20 protein-coding genes are annotated in these 19,241 nt (G+C 65.9%); 11 read left to right on the forward strand and 9 right to left on the reverse strand.

The window, feature by feature from the left end:
- Positions 1–17 precede the first annotated feature (17 nt).
- The 4 genes from IHE57_RS03110 to IHE57_RS03125 all read left to right on the forward strand — a co-directional run bounded on the left by IHE57_RS03110 (position 18) and on the right by IHE57_RS03125 (position 4,093).
- Positions 18–773 (forward strand): AraC family transcriptional regulator, encoded by a 756-nt coding sequence (locus tag IHE57_RS03110; protein WP_209370747.1) that lies wholly within the window; start codon positions 18–20, stop codon positions 771–773.
- A 191-nt stretch (positions 774–964) separates the two neighbouring features.
- Positions 965–2,341 (forward strand): MFS transporter, encoded by a 1,377-nt coding sequence (locus IHE57_RS03115; protein ID WP_209370749.1) that lies wholly within the window; start codon positions 965–967, stop codon positions 2,339–2,341.
- A gap of 13 nt (positions 2,342–2,354) precedes the next feature.
- Positions 2,355–3,029 (forward strand): GntR family transcriptional regulator, encoded by a 675-nt coding sequence (locus tag IHE57_RS03120; RefSeq protein WP_209323783.1) that lies wholly within the window; start codon positions 2,355–2,357, stop codon positions 3,027–3,029.
- 53 nt (positions 3,030–3,082) lie between these two features.
- Positions 3,083–4,093, forward strand: coding sequence for an aldo/keto reductase family protein (locus IHE57_RS03125; protein ID WP_209370751.1), 1,011 nt, complete (start codon positions 3,083–3,085; stop codon positions 4,091–4,093).
- Positions 4,094–4,226: 133 nt separating this feature from the next.
- Here IHE57_RS03125 and IHE57_RS03130 read toward each other — a convergent pair whose 3' ends face one another.
- The 3 genes from IHE57_RS03130 to IHE57_RS03140 all read right to left on the reverse strand — a co-directional run bounded on the left by IHE57_RS03130 (position 4,227) and on the right by IHE57_RS03140 (position 8,304).
- Positions 4,227–5,201: a LacI family DNA-binding transcriptional regulator gene (locus tag IHE57_RS03130; RefSeq protein ID WP_209370753.1), complete on the reverse strand. Its 975-nt coding sequence runs from the start codon at positions 5,199–5,201 to the stop codon at positions 4,227–4,229.
- 120 nt (positions 5,202–5,321) lie between these two features.
- Entirely contained in the window at positions 5,322–6,974 is a 1,653-nt protein-coding gene (locus IHE57_RS03135) for a TIGR03767 family metallophosphoesterase (protein WP_209370755.1), read from the reverse strand.
- Positions 6,967–8,304, reverse strand: a complete 1,338-nt coding sequence (locus tag IHE57_RS03140; protein ID WP_209370757.1) for an MFS transporter — start codon at positions 8,302–8,304, stop codon at positions 6,967–6,969. Before IHE57_RS03140 ends, IHE57_RS03135 begins: the two co-directional genes overlap by 8 nt.
- A 230-nt stretch (positions 8,305–8,534) precedes the next feature.
- Here IHE57_RS03140 and IHE57_RS03145 point away from each other — a divergent pair, with 230 nt between their 5' ends.
- Together IHE57_RS03145 and IHE57_RS03150 are read left to right on the forward strand one after the other, a co-directional pair.
- The gene (locus IHE57_RS03145) at positions 8,535–9,206 is read left to right on the forward strand and encodes a histidine phosphatase family protein (protein WP_253719864.1); all 672 of its coding nucleotides are present in this window, start codon (positions 8,535–8,537) and stop codon (positions 9,204–9,206) included.
- Between the two features lie 130 nt (positions 9,207–9,336).
- Positions 9,337–10,788: an MDR family MFS transporter gene (locus IHE57_RS03150; RefSeq protein WP_209323788.1), complete on the forward strand. Its 1,452-nt coding sequence runs from the start codon at positions 9,337–9,339 to the stop codon at positions 10,786–10,788.
- A 60-nt stretch (positions 10,789–10,848) separates the two neighbouring features.
- Here IHE57_RS03150 and IHE57_RS03155 read toward each other — a convergent pair whose 3' ends face one another.
- Positions 10,849–11,400 (reverse strand): TetR/AcrR family transcriptional regulator, encoded by a 552-nt coding sequence (locus IHE57_RS03155; RefSeq protein WP_209323789.1) that lies wholly within the window; start codon positions 11,398–11,400, stop codon positions 10,849–10,851.
- 110 nt (positions 11,401–11,510) lie between these two features.
- On the opposite strand from IHE57_RS03155, the gene IHE57_RS03160 reads away from it, so the two are divergent.
- Complete coding sequence (locus tag IHE57_RS03160) at positions 11,511–12,026, forward strand: DoxX family protein (protein ID WP_209323790.1); 516 nt, start codon at positions 11,511–11,513, stop codon at positions 12,024–12,026.
- Here the strand turns inward: IHE57_RS03160 and IHE57_RS03165 are convergent.
- The 3 genes from IHE57_RS03165 to IHE57_RS03175 form a co-directional block, all read right to left on the reverse strand.
- On the reverse strand, positions 12,023–12,169 hold the full coding sequence (locus IHE57_RS03165) for an SRPBCC family protein (protein WP_343071774.1): 147 nt from the start codon (positions 12,167–12,169) through the stop codon (positions 12,023–12,025). The genes IHE57_RS03160 and IHE57_RS03165 overlap by 4 nt on opposite strands.
- 306 nt (positions 12,170–12,475) lie before the next feature.
- Entirely contained in the window at positions 12,476–13,705 is a 1,230-nt protein-coding gene (locus IHE57_RS03170; protein ID WP_209323791.1) for an MFS transporter, read from the reverse strand.
- 42 nt (positions 13,706–13,747) lie between these two features.
- Complete coding sequence (locus IHE57_RS03175; protein WP_209323792.1) at positions 13,748–14,989, reverse strand: integrase; 1,242 nt, start codon at positions 14,987–14,989, stop codon at positions 13,748–13,750.
- Positions 14,990–15,115: 126 nt separating this feature from the next.
- Between IHE57_RS03175 and IHE57_RS03180 the strand changes: the two genes are divergently transcribed.
- The 3 genes from IHE57_RS03180 to IHE57_RS03185 all read left to right on the forward strand — a co-directional run bounded on the left by IHE57_RS03180 (position 15,116) and on the right by IHE57_RS03185 (position 17,009).
- Complete coding sequence (locus tag IHE57_RS03180; protein ID WP_209323793.1) at positions 15,116–16,144, forward strand: helix-turn-helix transcriptional regulator; 1,029 nt, start codon at positions 15,116–15,118, stop codon at positions 16,142–16,144.
- Between the two features lie 230 nt (positions 16,145–16,374).
- Positions 16,375–16,506, forward strand: a complete 132-nt coding sequence (locus IHE57_RS16525) for a hypothetical protein (protein ID WP_301541212.1) — start codon at positions 16,375–16,377, stop codon at positions 16,504–16,506.
- Entirely contained in the window at positions 16,503–17,009 is a 507-nt protein-coding gene (locus tag IHE57_RS03185; RefSeq protein ID WP_209323795.1) for a hypothetical protein, read from the forward strand. Before IHE57_RS16525 ends, IHE57_RS03185 begins: the two co-directional genes overlap by 4 nt.
- 145 nt (positions 17,010–17,154) lie before the next feature.
- Here IHE57_RS03185 and IHE57_RS03190 read toward each other — a convergent pair whose 3' ends face one another.
- Together IHE57_RS03190 and IHE57_RS03195 are read right to left on the reverse strand one after the other, a co-directional pair.
- A complete protein-coding gene (locus IHE57_RS03190) occupies positions 17,155–17,598 on the reverse strand; it encodes an NUDIX hydrolase (RefSeq protein ID WP_209323796.1) in 444 nt (147 codons plus the stop codon).
- Positions 17,595–18,212, reverse strand: a complete 618-nt coding sequence (locus IHE57_RS03195) for a DNA-3-methyladenine glycosylase I (protein ID WP_209323797.1) — start codon at positions 18,210–18,212, stop codon at positions 17,595–17,597. The genes IHE57_RS03190 and IHE57_RS03195 overlap by 4 nt, the downstream gene beginning before the upstream one ends.
- Positions 18,213–18,272: 60 nt before the next feature.
- On the opposite strand from IHE57_RS03195, the gene IHE57_RS03200 reads away from it, so the two are divergent.
- The gene (locus tag IHE57_RS03200; RefSeq protein ID WP_209323798.1) at positions 18,273–19,238 is read left to right on the forward strand and encodes an aspartate dehydrogenase domain-containing protein; all 966 of its coding nucleotides are present in this window, start codon (positions 18,273–18,275) and stop codon (positions 19,236–19,238) included.
- Positions 19,239–19,241 lie beyond the last annotated feature (3 nt).

The raw sequence follows: 19,241 nt of genomic DNA on the forward strand, positions 1-19,241 counted from the left end.
GCCACTATGATCGAGCCGTGCGCACTCCTGCGATCGATGACGTCGACTCCCACCCATGGCAGGTGCTGCCGGTCGGGACCCGGTATCCGCCTGACACCGTGCTGCCCTATCACCGGCACCGGCGGGCGCAGCTGCTCTACGGTTCGACGGGCGTCATGCTCGTCGAGACCCAGGAGGGCTCGTGGACCGTTCCCACCCACCAGGCCGTGCTCATCCCCGCCGGGACCGACCACCTCGTGCGGTTCCTCGACGTCACGACATGGAGTCTCTACATCGAACCGACCAGTGTTCCCTGGTGGCCGGACAGATGCACGGTCATCACGGTCACGCCCCTGCTGCGCGAGCTGCTGCGTTCGGCCGACTCCTTCGAACTCGCCGAGTCGATGTCATCCCACCAGCACCACGTCTTCGCCCTCGCCCTGCTCGAACTCCAGCGTGCCTCGGCGGTGCCGCTTGAGGTCCCCCTCCCCCGCGATCCCGCTCTGCGCCAGGCCTGCACGGACTATCTCGAACACCCGAGCCTGAGGCTGAGCAACCGGGACTGGGCGCAGCAGATGCGGATGAGCGAACGCAGCCTCGATCGCGCTTTCAGGACGCAGATCGGAATGAGCCCGGCGGCATGGCGGACCCGAGCGCGCGTGCTGGTGAGTCTGCGCCTGCTGAGCACCCACTCGATCACCCACGTCTCCGAACGCTTGGGGTACTCCTCACCGGCGGCGTTCTCGGCCGCATTCTCCCGCGAGATCGGCCGCGCCCCGTCCACTTTCCAATAGTCCCGGCCCACCGTCCGACACTCAGGCCATTGCGGGCCGTCGACGACCCCCTGTCCTCGGTGAAGCCTTCCGTTCCATCTTGTATCCAAGATGCATGCAAGATAGGTTGGGCTGGTGCACGCCCAGCCCGACACCGTGCGTGCCCGGCACCACCCGAACACTCCAACCCCGAGAACGAAGACGAGGCATCGATGACGAGCCGTGCTCGCGAACAGGCGAAGCTGATCACCGCCCAACTCCTTTCGGGAGCCGGCATCGCCTCAGGGTATGCCGTCGGCGGACTGCTGGCCGAGGAGATCTCCGGGCAGACCTCGATGGCCGGATTCGCGCAGATGAGCGTCATCCTCGGTGCCGGACTCATCGCCTATCCCCTTGCCGTCCTCGCCGGTCGGTCCGGCCGCCGCACGGCCCTGACCTTGGGCTTCGGCATCGGCACGCTCGGTGCCGTCGTCGTCCTCATCGGCGTCGCGCTCCAGTTCCTTCCGCTGTTCATGCTCGGCATGATGATGTGCGGATCATCGACCGCCTCGGGCCTGCAGGCACGCTACGCCGCCGTCGATCTCGCCGATCCCGCAGCGGCGGGGCGGGCGATGTCGCTGGTCGTGTGGGCGACGACCGTCGGATCGGTGTTGGGCCCGAGCTTCACAGCGCCCGGGGCCCACCTCGGCCAGTCGTTGGGGATGAACGGTCTGGCCGGCCCCTACCTCATCTCGATGGTCGCCTTCGCCCTGGCCACTCTGTCGGCCTCGACGCTGACGAAATCGGTCACCGCGGGAACCGCTCACCCCGGCCACGAGGACGACGATGCGAACGGCACGGCCTCCTCGGCGAAGGGGTCCGCGTCCACCGCCACCGAGGTGAATGCGACCACCGCCGACGCCGCCCGCGCGCCGATGAAACTCGGCGAAGCACTGCGCTTCGCCATGGGCCGACCGGTGCCGCTGTTCGCGATGATCACGATCATCGCCGGTCAGATGATGATGACCAATGTCATGGTCATGACCCCGGTGCACATGGACCACCAGGCATTCAGCCTCGGGGCGATCGGCATCGTCGTGAGCATCCACATCGCCGGCATGTATGCCCTCTCCCCCGTCTTCGGCTGGATGGCCGACAAATGGGGGCCGGACCTCGTCATCGCCGGCGGCGCGGGCATCTTCACCCTCACCATCGTCCTCGGCGTCATCGATGCGGTGGCCCCGGAGTCATCGATGATCCTGCTCAGCATCGCCCTGTCCCTGCTCGGAGTGGGCTGGTCGATGTTCCTCATCGGCGGCTCGGCTCTGCTGACCGCCTCGGTGCCGGCCCATGCGAAGGTGCCGCTGCAGGGCGCCTCGGATTCGGCGATGAACCTCGGCGGGGCGGTCATGGCCGCCATGGCCGGCTCCGTCCTCGGCGCCGGCGGCTTTCTCTGGATCAATCTCATGGCCACATTCGTCCTGGTCATCGCCGTCGGCTTCTCCATCCGCGCCGTCCCGCACATGCGCTGGCCGGGCCGAGGCACTGCAGCGGCCGCCGAGCCGACGGAGCAGGAGACGGTGACCGAGCGCTCCCGGGCCGGGGAATGAGCGGAGGACACTGATGAGTGCGAAGAAGGAGACGCTGAGCGCGGCCGAACGTGCCTATCGGGTGATCCGCAGCCAGATCCTCAACGGCGTCCATGCTCCGGGGACGATGCTCGGCGAGGCGGCCCTGGCCGCGGAGATCGAAGTCAGCCGCACCCCGGTGCGCGTGGCACTGGCCAGACTGCAGGACGAGGGTTGGATCCTCATCTACCCCAAGCGCGGGGCCATCGTCCAGGGCGTCGATGCGCGCACGATCGCCGAACTCGCCGACGCACGGTACGTCCTCGAGACGACCGCGGTCGACCGTGCCCCGGACGCCCTCCGGCAGCGTCTGGCCGATCGCCTCGAGGAGTCCATCGTCGAGCAGCGTGCCGCCTTCGCCGAGGAGGACATCGCCCGGTTCATCGACCTCACGCTCGCCTTCCACCGCGGCTTCGTCGAAGCCGGGGACAACCGAGTGATGCTCGAGATGTACTCGCAGCTGTCCGATCGTCACCGCTTCACCCTGTTCATGGCCAGGAGCCACCTGCTCGCACGCTGCGAGGAGATCATCGTCGAACACGAGGCGCTGACTCGCCATCTGCGCTCGGGAGATGCCGAGTCCTTCGCCCGGACTCTGCGCGGCCACATCTCCGAAAACGCCGCCCCGTCGACCCCGGGCCGCGACTCCGGCGGGTTGCTCGAGGACTGAGGCCGGTGTTCAGAGGGGTTTCATGAGGCTGTGGGCCGTCGTAGGCTGAAGCCATGGAGCACAGATATCTGGGAAACAGCGGACTCAAGATCTCCGAGATCACCTACGGCAACTGGCTCACCCACGGTTCGCAGGTGGAGAACGAGACGGCGACGAAGTGCGTGCATGCCGCCCTCGACGCCGGCATCTCCACCTTCGACACCGCCGACGTCTATGCGAACACCGTGGCCGAGCAGGTCCTCGGCGATGCGCTGGCCGGACAGCGGCGCGAATCGCTGGAGATCTTCACCAAGGTCTACTTCCCGACCGGACCGCAGGGCCATAACGACACCGGGCTGTCGCGCAAGCACATGATGGAGTCGATCGACGGGTCCCTGCGTCGGCTCGGCACCGACTACGTCGACCTCTATCAGGCTCACCGCTATGACTACGAGACGCCGCTGGAAGAGACCATGCAGGCCTTCGCCGATATCGTGCGTGCCGGCAAGGCTCTCTACATCGGCGTGAGCGAATGGAACACCGATCAGCTGCGAGCCGCCCATCACATGGCTCGCGACCTCGGCATCCAGCTCGTATCGAATCAGCCGCAGTACAACATGCTCTGGCGCGTCATCGAGGAACGGGTGATCCCGACCTCGCAGGAACTGGGCATCTCCCAGGTCGTATGGTCCCCGATCGCCCAGGGTGTGCTCACCGGCAAGTACAAGCCGGGTCAGGCCTTCCCCGAGGGATCGCGCGCCACCGATGAGAAGGGCGGCGGCGCGGACATGATCAAGAGCCGGTACCTCAACGACGACACCCTGAACACGGTGGCCGGGCTCGAGCCGATCGCCTCCGATCTGGGCCTGACCATGGCGCAGCTCGCGATCGCCTGGGTGCTGGCGAACGACAATGTCGCCACCGCACTGGTCGGAGCCTCCCGCCCCGAGCAGATCGAATCGAACGTCGGCGCGGCCGGGGTCAAGCTCGACGCCGAGGTGCTCGCACGCATCGACGCCGTCCTCGGCGACCTTCCGGAGACCGATCCGACGAAGACGCAGTCACCGCCCACGCGGCTGACCTGAAGCCGCGGCTCGCGCGGGGCTCGCGGCGTCATCGATGTCTCCTGCGGGTGGATCCACTTCGAAATGCCGGCCCGGATCGGGCCGGATGTGCCCGCAGGAGACAACCGTGACCCCACGCTCGGGGGCGATGATCTCAGGCCCGCCGAGGAGGCCCCGTCGATCCGCGGACGACGAGCGTCACGGGTTCGCGGTGGTTGCCCAAGGTCGAGTCGGTGAGTCGGAGGTATGTCTGCCGACCCATTTCGCGCAGATCCGCCTTGATCGTCGTCAGCCCCGGCTGGAGCAGGGCCGACGTCGACAAGTCGTCATGACCGACCACGGAGACATCGGTTCCGACGGACAACCCCTGCTGTCTGACCGCATGGTAGACGTAGGCGGCGGTGTGGTCCGAGTTCGTGATGATGGCGGTGGGCCGTTGACCCGGCGCAGCGGCGAGCACGCCTCTCAAGTGGTCGGTCAGCCCGTCACCGCGGAGAGAGGCATGAATCGGCATCGGATCCAGGCCCCGGACCGAACACAGACGCAGGTACTCATCGAAGCGATCGCGATCGGGCATGAGATCGGCCGGTGCCGACAGCAGGGCGATGCGACGGTGTCCCAGATTCTGGAGATGGTCGAAGGCCAGACGCACCGCGGAGACGTCGTCCGGAGTGATGTGGGGAACCTCCGGTGCGGCGGCCAGGGTGGCATTGACGATGACCAGGGGCGTGTCCGGCTGGAGCCTCTGCCAGAGCTTCACCGCGGCGGCGTCGCCGACCGGCACGATCGCCAGCCCGGCAGGTCTCCGGGACGCCAGCGATCGGACATGTGCGTCCTCCCGTGCCGGATCGAACTGCGTATCAGTGGCGAGAATGGAGACGCCGTCCGGTTCGGCGTTCTCCTGCATCCCCATGAGCAGCTCGTTGAAGAACGGATTCGCGACATTGCGGACGACCAGCCCCATCGTCATCGCTTTGCCGGTGCGCAGTTCGCGTGCTCGCGGATCGGGCTGATAGCCGAGTTCCGCTGCCACTTCGAGGACGTGTGATCTCGTCGATTCGGACACCCCGGGACGTTCGTTGAACACGAAGCTGACGAGAGACGGCGAGACTCCTGCGGCATCAGCCACCGTCCGCACTGTGGGCCGTCGCCCCGCGCGTGCTCCAGAGCGCCTTGATGCCACTCCATCCTCCTCGTCTCGACGGTTCATCTTCTCATCACCGCGGAGCAGGCGGAAAGCACTCTCGCCTCATCGCGATTCCCGAGCCAAGGACCTCAGCAGCTCGGGCGACACCGGGACAAGGAGATCCTGGTTGCGGTCGGCTGGCGAGCCCTGCGCGTGGAGACCGCCGACGGAGCCGGGATCGTTTGCGCCGATCTCCCGATGCAACGACGCCAGATCGGCCAGATCGAGAGAGCCGTCCGGCGCGGCCGGAACCTGCGAATCCACCATCGTGGTCCGCACCCTGATCGCCTCGGCGCCGGCGAAGATCTCGATGCCTCGGAACTGCACCGGCCATTCTGCGATGGACGCAGTCGACACTTCCCAGAATCCGCCGCTCGCTCCCGGACGCGGAGTGATCTTGTTGATGTGAGTGTGGCCCGAGAGCCACAGCGCAACATTGCCGAACCGATGGAGCAGCTCCTCGACGTCGGCGGCGAGGTGACGCTTTCCGTTCTCCTCACCGTCAGGCGACGTTTCGCCACCGAAGTCATTCGTCATCGTCGACAGGCCGTGGTGGGAGGCGATGACGACGATGCGATCCTCACCGTTCGCCTGCACAGTGCTCCCATCGACCGCGCGATAGCGGCTGTGCACTTCGGTCAGTCTCTCTTCCAGCCAGGCGAATTGAGCATCGTCGACACAGCCGTCGACGTGACCGGCGATATTGGTGGTGTCCAAGACGATCATCCTGATCCCGGGTAGCCCGTCGTAGACATAGTAGGCATGCCCTGTGGCGAGGTTGTCCGCGGTGAAGCCGTGGCCGCTCGGCGTCCCGGGAGCGGCGAGGTGCTGTTCGATGTACTCCCGCTTCGAGACCATTCGGCGGTCGTCCCGCGCTTCTATCTCGTCAGCGCGGCCAGTCGACACCCATGTGGGGTCCTCGACATAGGCGGAGAGCTTGTCACCGCTCGGAGCGTCTGCGGGACGGTCGACCGGTTTGGACGGACCGGTGAGGATCTCGTCGTAGCCCTCCGGTCGTGCGGCACGTCCCTGCACGAGGCAGTCGTGATTGCCGAAGCAGCTCAGCCAGGGAACCTTCAGGCCGACGGCGTCGAACGGCTGCGCCGAGTCGGCGACTGCGCCGGGATACGTGGGCAGACCGAGGCTTGACTTCCAGACGTCCTCCGACCACGGCTCCGGATTGTAGTAATGGTCGTCGCCCAGGCCCACGGGGGCATCGGAGAATCCCCGGGTGCCGACGGCGGGTTCGATCCGCCCGCCCTCGAGACAGCTGAGGAACGTGGTGAGTTCATTGTGCTGTGCCGAGTCAGTGTTATCGCCGGTTGTGAGCGCGAGAGCCCACCTCTCGGGATCCTCCGCGGCGAAGGCATTCATGCTGCGCACGATGAGTTCGATCGCCTGGGCCAACATGAATTCCTGTGGGCGATACGCGGGCAGCATCCGCTCCCAGTCCTTCTCCCCGACGAGCCGCTGGAGGAACTCCACTCTGCTCGGAGAGGCGAGATCTGCGATCTGGAAGTCGGTGAAATGGATGAGTCCGGCCATCGACCTCTCATCGGCTCTCGATTCTCCGACCGAGCCCTCCGGCATCAGGTCTCGGCGCTCGTGGTGAGGCTCGCCCGGGCCGCGGTGCAGCCGACGGTACGGTCGCTCTTCGCCGGGGACCAGCGTCGATTCGACCGAGGTCACCACTGGGAGACTGTTCTGCTCAGACACGGGCGGCCTCCTCGAGGTTGATTTCTTCCAGGCTGCGGTTCTTCGTCTCCGGAGCCATGAACACGCAGATCAGCAGACCGGCCGCGCCGACGGCGGCGAATACCCAGAGCGCCGCGTTGTTCCCCCACGCAGCTACAAGGTTCGGAAACGCCAGCACGCCCAGAATCGATCCGATGCGACTCACCGAGGTCGCCAGGCCCGATCCCGTCGCCCGCAGAGATGTCGGGAAGAGCTCGGTCGGGTAGACGAAGTTGAGGATGCCGCCGCCGGAGTTCGCGAACAGGACGGCGATGCTGAACAGAACGACGAGGAAGCCGAAGCTCGGCCCAACAACGCATGCCAGCACGATGAGGGCGGCTGTGAGACCGGCGAACGATGTGATGATGAGCGGACGCCGTCCCCAGGAGTCGACGAGGTTCATGCCGATGACGGAACCGGCCAGCCCGAGGAGCGCGATGACTCCGGACCCGATGATCACACTGACGTGGGAGCCGCTGGTGAACGGCTCCAGAATGGTCGGTGTGTACATCGAGATTCCGTAGTAGGCGGTGGCGTAGCAGAACCAGAACCCGCAGACGAAAAGGGTGCGTCGGCGCTGAATGCCGACGAAGAGCTTCGCGGACTCTCCCGGCTTGGGCTGGTCGTCGACCGCGATCTCCGCCTGGGTCGGGCGCACGCCGGTGACCTTTTCGACGACGTTCTTGGCGTCTTCGACTCGCCCGTGCGCGAGGAGCCAGCGCGGCGATTCGGGGAGCTGCACGCGGAAGATGAAGACGACGAGCGCGAAGACCGCTCCCACCAGCAGCAGCGCGCGCCAGGCGAAGTCTCCCAGCGGCAGCACTGCGAGTCCGACGAGATAGGCGACGACAGCACCGACGAACCACATTGCGCCGAGGGAAGTGGAGAGCTTCCCTCGCCCTTTCTTGGAGGCGAATTCGGAGACGATGGTCGCGGAGATCGGATAGTCGGCTCCTATCCCGACGCCGAGCAGGAACCGGAAGATGATGAGCTGCCAGACGTCCTGGGAGAACGCGGTCAGCGCCGCGAAGATGACGAAGGCGACCAGGTCGATGACGTACATCGCCTTGCGTCCGAACCGGTCGGTGAGATTGCCGAGCACGGCAGCGCCGATGAATGAGCCGATGATCGCCGAGCTGGTGATCAGCGACTTCTCCCAGGCACCGACGTCCCATTCATTGGCGATCATGGGGAGAGCGACTGCGATGACGGTCAGGTCGAACCCGTCGAGAAAGGTTCCGCCTGCAGAAAGGAGAGTCACCTTCCGTTGGAATCGTTTGGTCTTGGGGCTGTCGAAGCCGTCGGAATTCATGTCCTGCCACCTCGTCGTCTCTGAGCGCGCGCTTCGGGACGCACAACGTCCCGAAAACCAGGCTGTTAAATCGATTTAAACGCTACACTGGCGAAAGCGAGCCGCACAAGCGATCGCGGGGCGAGATCCACGGGCTGCACGAGAATTCATCTCCACGCCATACTCACGCAAGAGACGGCCGAGCACCGAACCGTCGAAAGCAGAACCGACACGTCAGGAGCTGATCAGCATTGTCGAATGGACAGAACGGCACCTCAAGGCTCTGGGCGCTGCGACACGGCGAGAGTCGCGCCAATCAGGAGGGCATCATCGTCAGCCGTCCGGGTACCGAGGCGTTCGTCTGGGCGAAGCTGACCGAGCTGGGCCGAGAACAGGCCGCCGCCAGCGCGCGAGCGAATCCGATTGCGGTCGATGCACTCGTCGTCACGAGCGACTTCGCACGCGCACGGGAGACCGCTGAGATCGCCGCAGAGATCTGGGGCACGGGCGAGCCCCGCGTCGACACCCGCCTGCGAGAGCGGGACTTCGGATCGCTCGAAGGAGGCTCCTCCGCTCTTTACGACGGGGTGTGGGCCGCGGATACGCATGGCAGCCCCCTTCCGTCCGGGGTCGAGACGCCGGCCGAGGTCGCGCTCCGCACACGCAGCCTGGTGGAAGAGCTGCTGCGCGCGAATGCGCCCTCGGACATCGTCCTCGTGGCACATGGGGATGTCCTGCAGATCACCGAGGCATGGCTGAACGGAATGGCTGCGACCGCGCACCGCACCCTCCCCCATCTGCGCAACGCAGAGCTCCGCCTTCTCCCTTCGAAACCCGCCCGCGTGCCGACGCCCTCCACTGAGGCATCGACGTTGACGAAATCACACCAACCCGGGGCCGCCTCGGCGAGGACCGTGCGTTAGACTGCATGAGACAGTTATATAACTTGGGAATTGAAATTCTGTGCGCAATGAGGGGCCGGATCAGCGGGACGGCGTGAAGCCGTCGCCGCTGGCCTGAGAGACGATACGCAGCGAATGAACGGGCGAGGGGATGCCATTGACGAACGGAGACAGCAGCCAGCAGAACGCAGCAGAGGGCGCCCCGATCAACCGGAACATCGTCCTCGCCGTCCTCGTCTCCGGTGCGTTCGTCATCATCCTCAATCAGACCCTGCTCAACACCGCCCTGCCGGCGTTCATGCACTACTTCGAGATCACCGCCGGCGCCGCTCAGTGGGTGACAACGAGCTTCATGCTCGTCAACGGCATCATGATCCCGGTCACCGCGTTCCTCATCCAGAAGTTCACCACGCGCGGCCTGTTCTTCACTGCCATGGGGCTGTTCATCGTCGGCACCCTCATCTGCGCGATCGCGCCGGTCTACCCGGTGATGCTCATCGGACGCGTCATCCAGGCCTCGGCCGGCGGCATCATCATGCCGCTGATGCAGACGATCCTGTTCGCGATCTTCCCGGTGGATAAGCGCGGCTCGGCCATGGGCACATTCGGCCTCGTCATCGCCTTCGCCCCGGCCATCGGCCCCAGCCTCTCGGGCTGGATCGTCGACCACCTGCCCTGGCAGACCCTGTTCTACATGATGCTGCCGATTGCGATCATCGACCTCGTCATCGCCTATTTCATGCTCAAGAACGTCACCGAGAGAACCTTCCCGCGCCTGGACGTCCTCTCGATCATCCTCTCCACACTCGGCTTCGGCGGCCTGCTCTTCGGCTTCGGCACCGCCGGTGACGCCGGATGGGTCAGCGGCGAGGTGCTCGTCCCCCTGGTCATCGGAGCCATCGCACTGACGCTCTTCATCCTCCGCCAGTTCAAGCTCGAGCAGCCGATCCTCGAGTTCCGCATCCTGCGCTATCGCATGTTCACCCTCAACACCCTGCTCGGCATGTGCGTGTTCATCGTCATGGTCGGCGGCATGATGGTCCTGCCGCTGTACATGCAGAACATGAACACGTTCTCGGCCATGGAATCTGGCCTGGCCCTGCTGCCGGGCGCAGTCGTGATGGGACTGATGTCACCGGTGACCGGTCGCGTCTTCGATGCGATCGGCGCGAGGTGGCTGGCCGTGCCCGGCTTCGCTCTGCTCACGGGCACGACGTTCATGTTCGCCCGCCTGGAGCCCGACACCTCGTTCCTCTACCTCGCGATCGTCAACACCGTACGGATGTTCGGCGTGGCCATGGTGATGATGCCGGTGACCACGGCGGCACTGAACCAGCTGCCCTCGCATCTCATCCCGCACGGCACCGCGCTCAACAACACCATGCGCCAGATCGCCGCTTCGGTCGGCACAGCTGCCCTGGTGACGATCATGGCCTCCGCGGCGCGCGATCCCGAGACCTACGGTGCAGCCGGTCCCATCCACGGAGCGAATGTCGCGTTCTTCGTCGCCGCCAGCGTCGGGATCCTCGGCATCATCGGAGCATTCTTCAGCCGCAACTCCCATGGCCTCGAGCCGGGGCAGAAGAAGTCGACGGGTCGCTGACTCCTCGGATGCAGACCGGCGGCTGAGCCGAGGGCCCAAACAGATCACCGATCCGCGGACTCAGGTTCGTCCGTCTGCCTCCGACACCAGATGGGCCGCCACGGCGCGAGCCTGCCTGAGCGCATCGTCGGGCTCGATCGCCCCGCTGAGTACGAGGGTGGCATAGCCATGGACGAGCGACCAGGAGGCTACTCCGAAGTCGGCATCCGGTCCCGACCGGACCTCATCGACCCCGACCGAGAGCGCGCCCCACGCTCGCTGCCGAGCGGCCACGAGCTCCGGATCATCGTCGTGGAGCAGCCGCGGCTGGAACATGACCGTGAAATGCGAGGGACACCTCAGCGCGAACTCCACATAGGCGACCCCTCGCGCCACGTGCCCCTGGCCGTCGCCGGCATCGGCCATCGCCTCGGCCAAGAGGTCGAACCCCTCTGCCGCGAGTGCGGTGAGCAGCCCGGCCTTGTCGCCGAAATGATAGGTCGGCGCCGCATTCGAGACACCGGCACGCTTCGCAAGGGCACGCATGCTCAGCCTCGCCACGCCGTCCTCGGCGATCGCCGAGGCGGTCTGCGCCAGCAGCGCCCGCCGCAGATCCCCATGATGATACGTCACACTCCGATCCTACCCGAGCAAACTTTTCATTGACAAGATACTCTCGAGATGCCAATCTTGTCAGTGACAAGCTTTTGTCATCCGTTTCAGCACTGCTCCGGGAGGACTTCGTGGCACCGCTGCTGTTCCTGCTGCTGACCACCGCACTCGTCCGCGCCATCGGGCATCTGGCCCGGCCAGGACTCAAGCCCTGGCCGGTGGCGATCCGGTGGGGTCTGGCAGTGATGTTCACCGTCACGGGCATCTCTCACTTCGTGGGCATGCGCGAGTCTCTCATCGCCATGGTCCCTCCCTGGCTTCCGGCCGCTGCGGCACTCGTGACAATCACCGGGATCCTCGAGGTCCTCGGCGCCGCAGGGCTCCTCCTTCGTCCGACGCGCATCTGGGCAGCGATCGGACTGGGCCTGATGCTCCTTCTCATGTTTCCGGCGAATGTGCATCTGGCCCTCAGCGCAGAGGATCCGCCCTGGGACGACACGCTCCTCCCGCGCACCGTCCTGCAGCTGATCTTCCTCGCCGCCGTCGCCGCAGTGCTCGTCCCTGAGCTGCGCGGACTCCGGGCCCGGAGTCCCCGAGGCGCGCGAACTCCACCTCCGGCAGAAAAGGCGCACAATCGCGAGGACTAACTGTAGTAGCCCTCGCGGAGGTTGATCCCGTGTTCGATCCAGACCTTGAGCGCCGACAGCATCCCGGTCCAGCCCATGCAGTTGCCGAATGCCCCCTGCGCTCCGCCTTCGGTGAGCTTCCACGACCTCTCCGTGATCTCCACCAGAGTCCTGGCCAGCCTTTCCCGCTCTCGATCGCACCACCGTTCTGCAGCATATTCGAGTGCTCGAGCGGGCGGAGCTGCTCACCGGCCGCAGAGTCGGGCGAGCCCGACGGCTGGCGTTGGCTCCCCTGCCGATCAGATCGCTGGATCGACGACTATACGCGGGCCGCAGCCGGACTGTTGGGCCGGTTGGACGACGATGCCGAGCAGCACTGACCGAGTCCGGTCGCCGACCGCCGTTCATCCGACAGCTCGCCGCCCTCCCAGAGGTTGGCTCCTCCTTCTGCGAGCCATCCGCCGCACCCCTCAGCTGCGTTGCAGGCGCCGCGACTCCACGGTCCGGGCGATCCACGACAGCGCGCCGGCCAGCATCAGCAGCAGCGCACAGAGCAGGAACGTCGACGCGGAACCGAGGTAGGTGAAGCCTATGCCGCCGAGCACACCGGCGATGGCGAGACCGACGTCGAAGTTCATGTTCCAGGCGACGCTGGCGCGGCTGGGCGAAGAGACCGCGGCGAAGGCCATGACGAGGCTCGCCGACTGCATGGTGCCGAGCCCCAAGCCGATGATGAACATGGCCACGAACAGGAACCCACCGTAGAGCACCACGGCGCAGACCAGACCGATCGCGGCGAGCGCGAGGCCGAGGACGTTGAGAGCGAAGGGCGGGAAGCTGTCGGCGACAGCACCGGCGACGAAGCGCCCGATCACCGCCGAGACCTGCATGGCCGCAATGAATAGAGCCGCTCCGGCGACGTCCTCACCCGGGCCGAAGCCGACGATGAGCCCGAAGACGACCATGCCGACGAGGAACGGTGAGAGCATGAGGACGAGGCCGAGGACCTCGCCCGCCCGGCGCCCCGCCCACCGCAGGCTCCGCTGCTCATTGCGTCCGGATCGAATGCTGACATCGTCATCGGCATTCGACGCGTCCGTTTCCCTGTTCTCCCGCCGAGGCGACCGGCCGGGCACGAACTTCACCACCGTGGGCACGGCCAGCAGCAGGCAGGCGCAGACGATGACTCGGAAGATCCAGATCGGGATCGTCTCCACCAACCACAGTCCCAATGGCGCGCCGACGGCTGCCGCCAACGAGGTGATCCCGCCGAAGAACCCGAGCGCCTTGCCGATCCGACCCGCCGGCGTCGTCGCAGGCACTGCCGCATTGGCGAGGACGACGAAGAGTCCGAAGCCGAGACCTCCGCAGACGCCTGCCAGCACGAGCGCCAGCAGGGCCGGGGCGACGAACAGGCCGAGGAGCTGACCAAGGAACTGCAGGACGATCGCGAACAGCAGCGATCCCTTGAACCCGAACACTCGCCCGGCCCATGGCGCGAAGGGCTGAGCGGCGATGACGCCGATCATCATCGTCGTCAGCACGGAACCGCCGGTGACCGTTGAGAGTCCGTTCGCCGCGGCGATGGTGACCATCGTCGAATAGCTGAAGAAGAAGGCAGAGAATCCGAACATGGCGGACCACACCAGGCCCAGCAGGGCCGGGGTGTAGGTCCGCTGGCTGTGGGGAACAGAGCTCATAGTCCGAGGTTACGACATCCATTCCACTCAGCCTCGTCGCTGTCAGGCCGCCAGTTCCCGCAACCGCTTCTGCCAGAACACGATCTCCTCGGTCAGCGACGCCGGATCGAGCTCGTTCGCATACTCGATGAGCTCATCCTCCTGCCTCGGCGACATCACTCCGGCGGCCCGCAGCCGCTGGAACGGCGTGCTCGGCTCGTCGTAGATGCGCCGGTGCCCGCCGCGACCGTCATCCTCCCACCCGACGGGCTTGCGCGTAGGGGTGAAGTAGTTGAGACGGTCACCGACAGTCCGCCACAGCTCATTGAGTGCGGATCTGGCCTCATCCGTGTCATAGCGGCGGATGCTGCCGTATTCGTGGACGAGATGCTGATGGCGCGAGGCCTCGGGCAGGCGATCACGGCGATGATCCTTGAACACGGGACTGAAGTGGATGTCCAGGCCATCGGCCCATTGACCGACCGCCTCGTGGACGGCAGCCGCCTCGTTGCTCAGCTCGATCGCATTCACCCAGAAGGGGATGCCGCGGACTTCATCGAGCGACCACGCCAGCAGGTCCACGGTGGCACGGGCATCATTGTCCGCAAGACTGCGGGTGAAGACCCATCCCGTGTGCAGACACGTGGCGTTGATGGTGAAGAGGCAGTTGCGCGGCCGGGTCGGGCCCGCGTGGGCGATGGTGTCGACCAGGAAGAAGCCCGGCTCCGCCTCGTTCGCCCCGGAAGCGAGGTCGAGAAACCCCACACTGGGATTGGTGGACCGCTTCGTCGACACCCTGCGTTCGAAGCAGTCGCTGCCCCGGGCGGTGCGCAGATACCGGTCGATCGAAGCCGGACTGACCGACAGCAGTTCGGCACGGACCTGCCTGCTGTACCCGTCGCGTCCGGGCACCAGTGCCCCATGTCGCTCCGCCGCGTCGAGCAGAGAGGGCATCACCGCAGCGAGGTACTTGCCGCTCTGATATCCAGACCACTCCCAGACCCTGACGAGCAGGGCGCGGGATTCGGCCGAATACTTGCAGCACCTCAGCTGCGGGCCGGTCGCCCCATCCACTGCCGGCCCGCTGCCGTCCTCGCTGGCGGCAAGCTGAGCGAGACGACGCCGTGCATGATCACGCGACCAGCCCGTGAGGATCATGATCTCATCGAGGATCCAGCCCTTGTCCCTCTTCCGCGCAGACGAATAGAGACCGAGATAATCACGGATGACGAACTCCGACTCCGGATTCGCAGGATCCGGATTCGCAGGAGCCGAAACAATATGAGTATTCTGCTGATTTCGCATAAACCTCTTTGTTCCTCCGAATTCTGGGCGGCCACCTCTTTGTTTCGACCAGCCCCGAAATTATCTGCACGATGCTATTCTGAGATCAGGCAGGAGGTCTTCCTAAACGTCGGAAGACAGCTGAAGATGTCACAGACTGCAGCACGGATGCTCGGGTTATTGTCACTGCTGATGGTGCCCCGCACCTGGTCGGGCGGGGAGTTGGCAGATCGTCTGGGCGTGAGTCCGCGCACCGTCCGGAACGATATCGGGGCGTTGCGCGAAATCGGCTACGCCATCGAAGGCACACGCGGAAACGAGGGCGGCTACCGGCTCGCCCCCTACGGCTCGGCCGTCCCTCCTCTGCTGCTCGACTCCGATGAAGCGGTGGCTGTCGCCGTCGGTCTGCATTCGGGACTGAGCTGCATCATCGGCGGTATGGAAGAGACGTCGGCGCGAGCATTGGCCAAGCTCGAGAACATCCTCCCCGCCGCGGTGCGCGCCCGGGTGCACAACCTCGCGCACTTCACCGTTCCCGTCGCAGGGAATCAGCCGATGCCGATCGTCGATCCGAATCTCATCGTCATACTCATCGACCACTGCCACCGCCGCGAACGCCTGCGCTTCGTCTATCACAGCGACGGCCCCGTCGCCCGCGCAGAGGAGAGGGAGACCCACCTCGAGGTCGAGCCCTATCGGGTCGTCAACCGCCAGCACCGCTGGTACCTGCTCACTTTCGACCCCGACGCCGGCGATTGGCGGATCTTCCTCGCCGAACGCATCTCGCCGAAGACCCCGAGCGGTCCCCGCTTCGAACCTCGCCCGCTCCCTGCCGAGGACATCGGCGAGTACGTCGAGAGGCACATCTCCGGCCGCCGCTGGCGGCACTCGGCCACAGTCATCGTCGATGCACCGGCCTCCGAGGTGACGCCGAGGCTCGCCTCCGCCGAAGGGACGGTCGAACCCCTCGATGGCGAACGTTCGCTGGTGACCATCGGCGGGCAGAACGTGTTGACCATGGCTCTGTCCTTGGCGCGGCTGGACCTCGATTTCACCGTCGTCGACAGCCCAGAGCTCCGTGAGTGCCTGCAGGAGCTCTCATACAGCCTCGGGCGTGCGGCGCAGGAGAGCGGCAATTCCGAGCATTCGGTTCCGAGTTCGCACAAATCCGGCTGAAAAGCACAATCGGAATTAGAACCTGTTGTGCGATTGCGTGAAATTTGGCGGGCATGGCGGTTGAGTCTCACCTATTCCTTGTTCCTGCCTAACACCCGGCTGTAAATTTCCAGAATATGTTTCGGCTGCCGGTGCACTCAACTTCGGCTAACCGTCTGCGAGCGCGCCCATTCTCATTCTGCTCGTCTCGCCTGCTCTGCTCATCCCGTGATTGGAGGACTCCGATGCTCATGCCGTTCCGACGTGCACTCGTCGTCCTGGCATCGTCACCCATCGCCGGCTCCGGCAAGACAACGTCACCCATCGTCGGCCTTGCCGCGCTCATTCCCGGCACCGGGGATCTCGAAAGCAGCCGGCAGTGAAGCCCCAGAACGAAGGACCGTCGACGGTCGCATCCGAACGCACCACCAGAGTCGAAGAACTCACTGCCCGGATCCGCAGGACGAACTCCGTCTACGCCCGTTTCTACGGACCGTTGTCTCTGCTGGTCATCACCGCGTCGTTCTTCCCCTACTACTCCCCCGCGGCCGAGAGCACGACCACCTACGGCAACCTCTGGCAGGAAGTCCTCGTCATCGGTCGCGGCGTCGATGTCTTCGCTCTCTTCGTGCTGCTCCTGACCACCGGCCTGCTGTGCCTGGCGACGGCCGGGAGAACAACGGTCCCCGGGCTCATCGCCATCCTCACCGGGTCGGTCGTCATCGGCTGCACACTCCTGCAGTCCCCTGGCTACATCAGTCCGCCGGCGCTCACGGACTTCGGCGTCTTCGACATCGTCCTCAGCTTCCTCATCGCCGCTCTCGCCTTGGTGCATGCGCTCCATCTGTTCGCACTCGACCTCGAGTTCCAGCGTCGCATGGGCTGATGACGGTGCCGCCCGCAGCGCTGCCCTCTGCAGACGCCCGGCCGAGACTCACCGACCTCGGGCTCACCGACCTCGCGGCTCACCGGTTTGCGGGGCTTCAGCCGCACTTCGGCTTCGGCCCGCAGGCCTCAGTGGACCTCGCGATTCAGCCCGCGAGCCGGCCGGCGGCATGCAGCGCGGGGATCACCTGGTCACGGGTCAGCGGGGCGAACTGACGGGCGGCGGTGTCCGCGGGCAGCGGGTCGATGGGGAACCATCCGGCTTCGGCGATCTCGGCCAGATGCCGGATGTCGTCGACGTCGAACCGGTCCGGAAGACCCTCATAGCAGAACACATCGCCGATGACCCGGTGGTCGGCCTCGTTCGCAGCAACGGCGGTGAAGGTGCCCAAAGCCCGCAGCCGATCCGGACGCAGTCCGAGCCCGAGCTCCTCCTCGATCTCCCTCACGATGGTCTCCTCGGCGGACTCCCCCGACTCGGGTTTGCCGCCGGGGAGCATGAACGAGGTGGTGCCGGCTTTGCGGACCATGAGCAGCTCCTCCCTGTGCGGATGGAGGAGGACGAGCGCGGAGACACGGATGTCGTTCATGCCGACCACACCCCGGAGGCACCTCGGCGGTGGGAGTCGAGCAGATGGGTGTCGATCATTCCGATAGCCTCCATGAGCGCATACATCGTGGTTGGTCCGACGAAGCGGAACCCCTTCTTCTTCAGCGCCTTCGACAGCGCTTCGGACTCCGCTCCGGTGGTCGGGATCTCGGCGACGGTGCGCGGTCGCGGAGTCTCGGCGGGTTGGAACGACCAGAGGAATTCGTCGAGCCCGCCCTCGTCCCGCAGTTCGAGCACGCGTGCGGCGTTGTTGATGCAGGCTGCGATCTTGCCGCGGTGACGGATGATCCCGGCATCGCCGAGCAGCCGATCGACCTCGGGCTCACCGAATTCGGCGACGGCCTCGGGGTCGAACCCGGCGAAGACCTCGCGGAATCGCTCCCGCTTCTTCAGGATCGTCAGCCAGGACAGGCCGGCCTGGAAGCCTTCGAGGCTCATGCGTTCGAACAGTCCGGCCTCGTCGTGGATCGGCATGCCCCATTCGGTGTCGTAGTAGCTCAGCAGCATCGGATCACCGTAGGCCCAGGGGGTGCGGGCCTTCCCGTCCTCGCCGACCACTGCGCCGCCTGCGTTCGCCTGTGGTTCCTCGTCCATCCTGCAACCGTATCGCGTCGCACTGACCCGACTGTCAGCCGGCTCGGCTAGGGTGCGGCCATGACCACTGTGCTGCTCCTCGGATTCGGCGCCATCGGTCGCCATGTCGCTCAGCTGCTCGCGCCCGAACTCGGAGCCGGGACTGTGCACCTGACTGCCCTCGTCTCCGATCCGTCCAAACACGCGGATCGTCCGAACCACGGCGCTGAGATCGTCGACCTGGCCGCCCTCTCCGACCGTTCCGGTGCACCATCGGATCGCTTGTCCGAGACGGTGACCGAGTCACCCTCGCCGAGGCTGTTCGCCGGTTTCGATGTCGTCGTCGAATGCGCCGGAGTGCCGGCCGCCGCCGAGCTCGGTCCGGCCGTCGTCGTCGCGGGCCGGCCCCTGGTCCTCACGAGCGTGGGAGCGCTGGCCGATCCCGATACACGCGCGGGTCTCCTCGCCGGACCCGGTCGACTGCTGGTGACCAATGGCGCCATCGGCGGTCTCGACGTGCTCGAAGCCGCAGCGCAGGCCGATGCGCTCGACACGGTCGAGATCACCACGTCGAAGGAGGCCACGGGTCTGATCCGACCGTGGATGACCACAGCAGAGGCCGACAGGCTGCGCGAGCTTCGTCCCGAGGACGGTCCGCTGACGGTCTTCGCCGGCGACCCCGCCGAGGCGATCGAGAAGTTTCCCGCGAACGTCAATATCGCGGTGGCGCTGGCGTGGGCCACGCGCGGGCTGCCGGACATCGGAACCGGCGCAGACACTGCCACCGATGCGGACAGCGTCACCGATCAGAGCAGTGCCTCCTCCCGCAGCGACGCCGCTCTGCTCGCGGCCTCCCTGCGCCGGGTGCGGGTCGAGCTCCACGCTGTCGCCGGGCAGAGCAGATCGACTCACCGGATCCGCGCCGCCGGTGCCGCAGGCGAGTTCGCCTTCGACATCCGGTCGACGCCGAGTCCGGAGAACCCCGCCACAAGCGGGCTCACCGCCCTGTCGGTCGCCCGCACCCTGCGACAGGTGCTCGCCGGCTGAGGG

Origin of the sequence: Brevibacterium renqingii (assembly GCF_017808105.1) — a bacterium.
GTDB classification, from domain to species: Bacteria; Actinomycetota; Actinomycetes; order Actinomycetales; family Brevibacteriaceae; genus Brevibacterium; species Brevibacterium renqingii.

Bases quoted from the DNA above. Each gene is read 5' to 3' on its own strand.
- IHE57_RS03140 (WP_209370757.1), bottom strand. From the start codon at position 8,304: ATGAATTCCGACGGCTTCGACAGCCCCAAGACCAAACGATTCCAACGG.
- IHE57_RS03180 (WP_209323793.1), top strand. From the start codon at position 15,116: ATGTCACAGACTGCAGCACGGATGCTCGGGTTATTGTCACTGCTGATG.
- IHE57_RS03150 (WP_209323788.1), top strand. From the start codon at position 9,337: ATGCCATTGACGAACGGAGACAGCAGCCAGCAGAACGCAGCAGAGGGC.
- IHE57_RS03115 (WP_209370749.1), top strand. From the start codon at position 965: ATGACGAGCCGTGCTCGCGAACAGGCGAAGCTGATCACCGCCCAACTC.
- IHE57_RS03125 (WP_209370751.1), top strand. From the start codon at position 3,083: ATGGAGCACAGATATCTGGGAAACAGCGGACTCAAGATCTCCGAGATC.
- IHE57_RS03120 (WP_209323783.1), top strand. From the start codon at position 2,355: ATGAGTGCGAAGAAGGAGACGCTGAGCGCGGCCGAACGTGCCTATCGG.
- IHE57_RS03200 (WP_209323798.1), top strand. From the start codon at position 18,273: ATGACCACTGTGCTGCTCCTCGGATTCGGCGCCATCGGTCGCCATGTC.
- IHE57_RS03170 (WP_209323791.1), bottom strand. From the start codon at position 13,705: ATGAGCTCTGTTCCCCACAGCCAGCGGACCTACACCCCGGCCCTGCTG.
- IHE57_RS03190 (WP_209323796.1), bottom strand. From the start codon at position 17,598: ATGAACGACATCCGTGTCTCCGCGCTCGTCCTCCTCCATCCGCACAGG.
- IHE57_RS16525 (WP_301541212.1), top strand. From the start codon at position 16,375: ATGCCGTTCCGACGTGCACTCGTCGTCCTGGCATCGTCACCCATCGCC.
- IHE57_RS03175 (WP_209323792.1), bottom strand. From the start codon at position 14,989: ATGCGAAATCAGCAGAATACTCATATTGTTTCGGCTCCTGCGAATCCG.
- IHE57_RS03195 (WP_209323797.1), bottom strand. From the start codon at position 18,212: ATGGACGAGGAACCACAGGCGAACGCAGGCGGCGCAGTGGTCGGCGAG.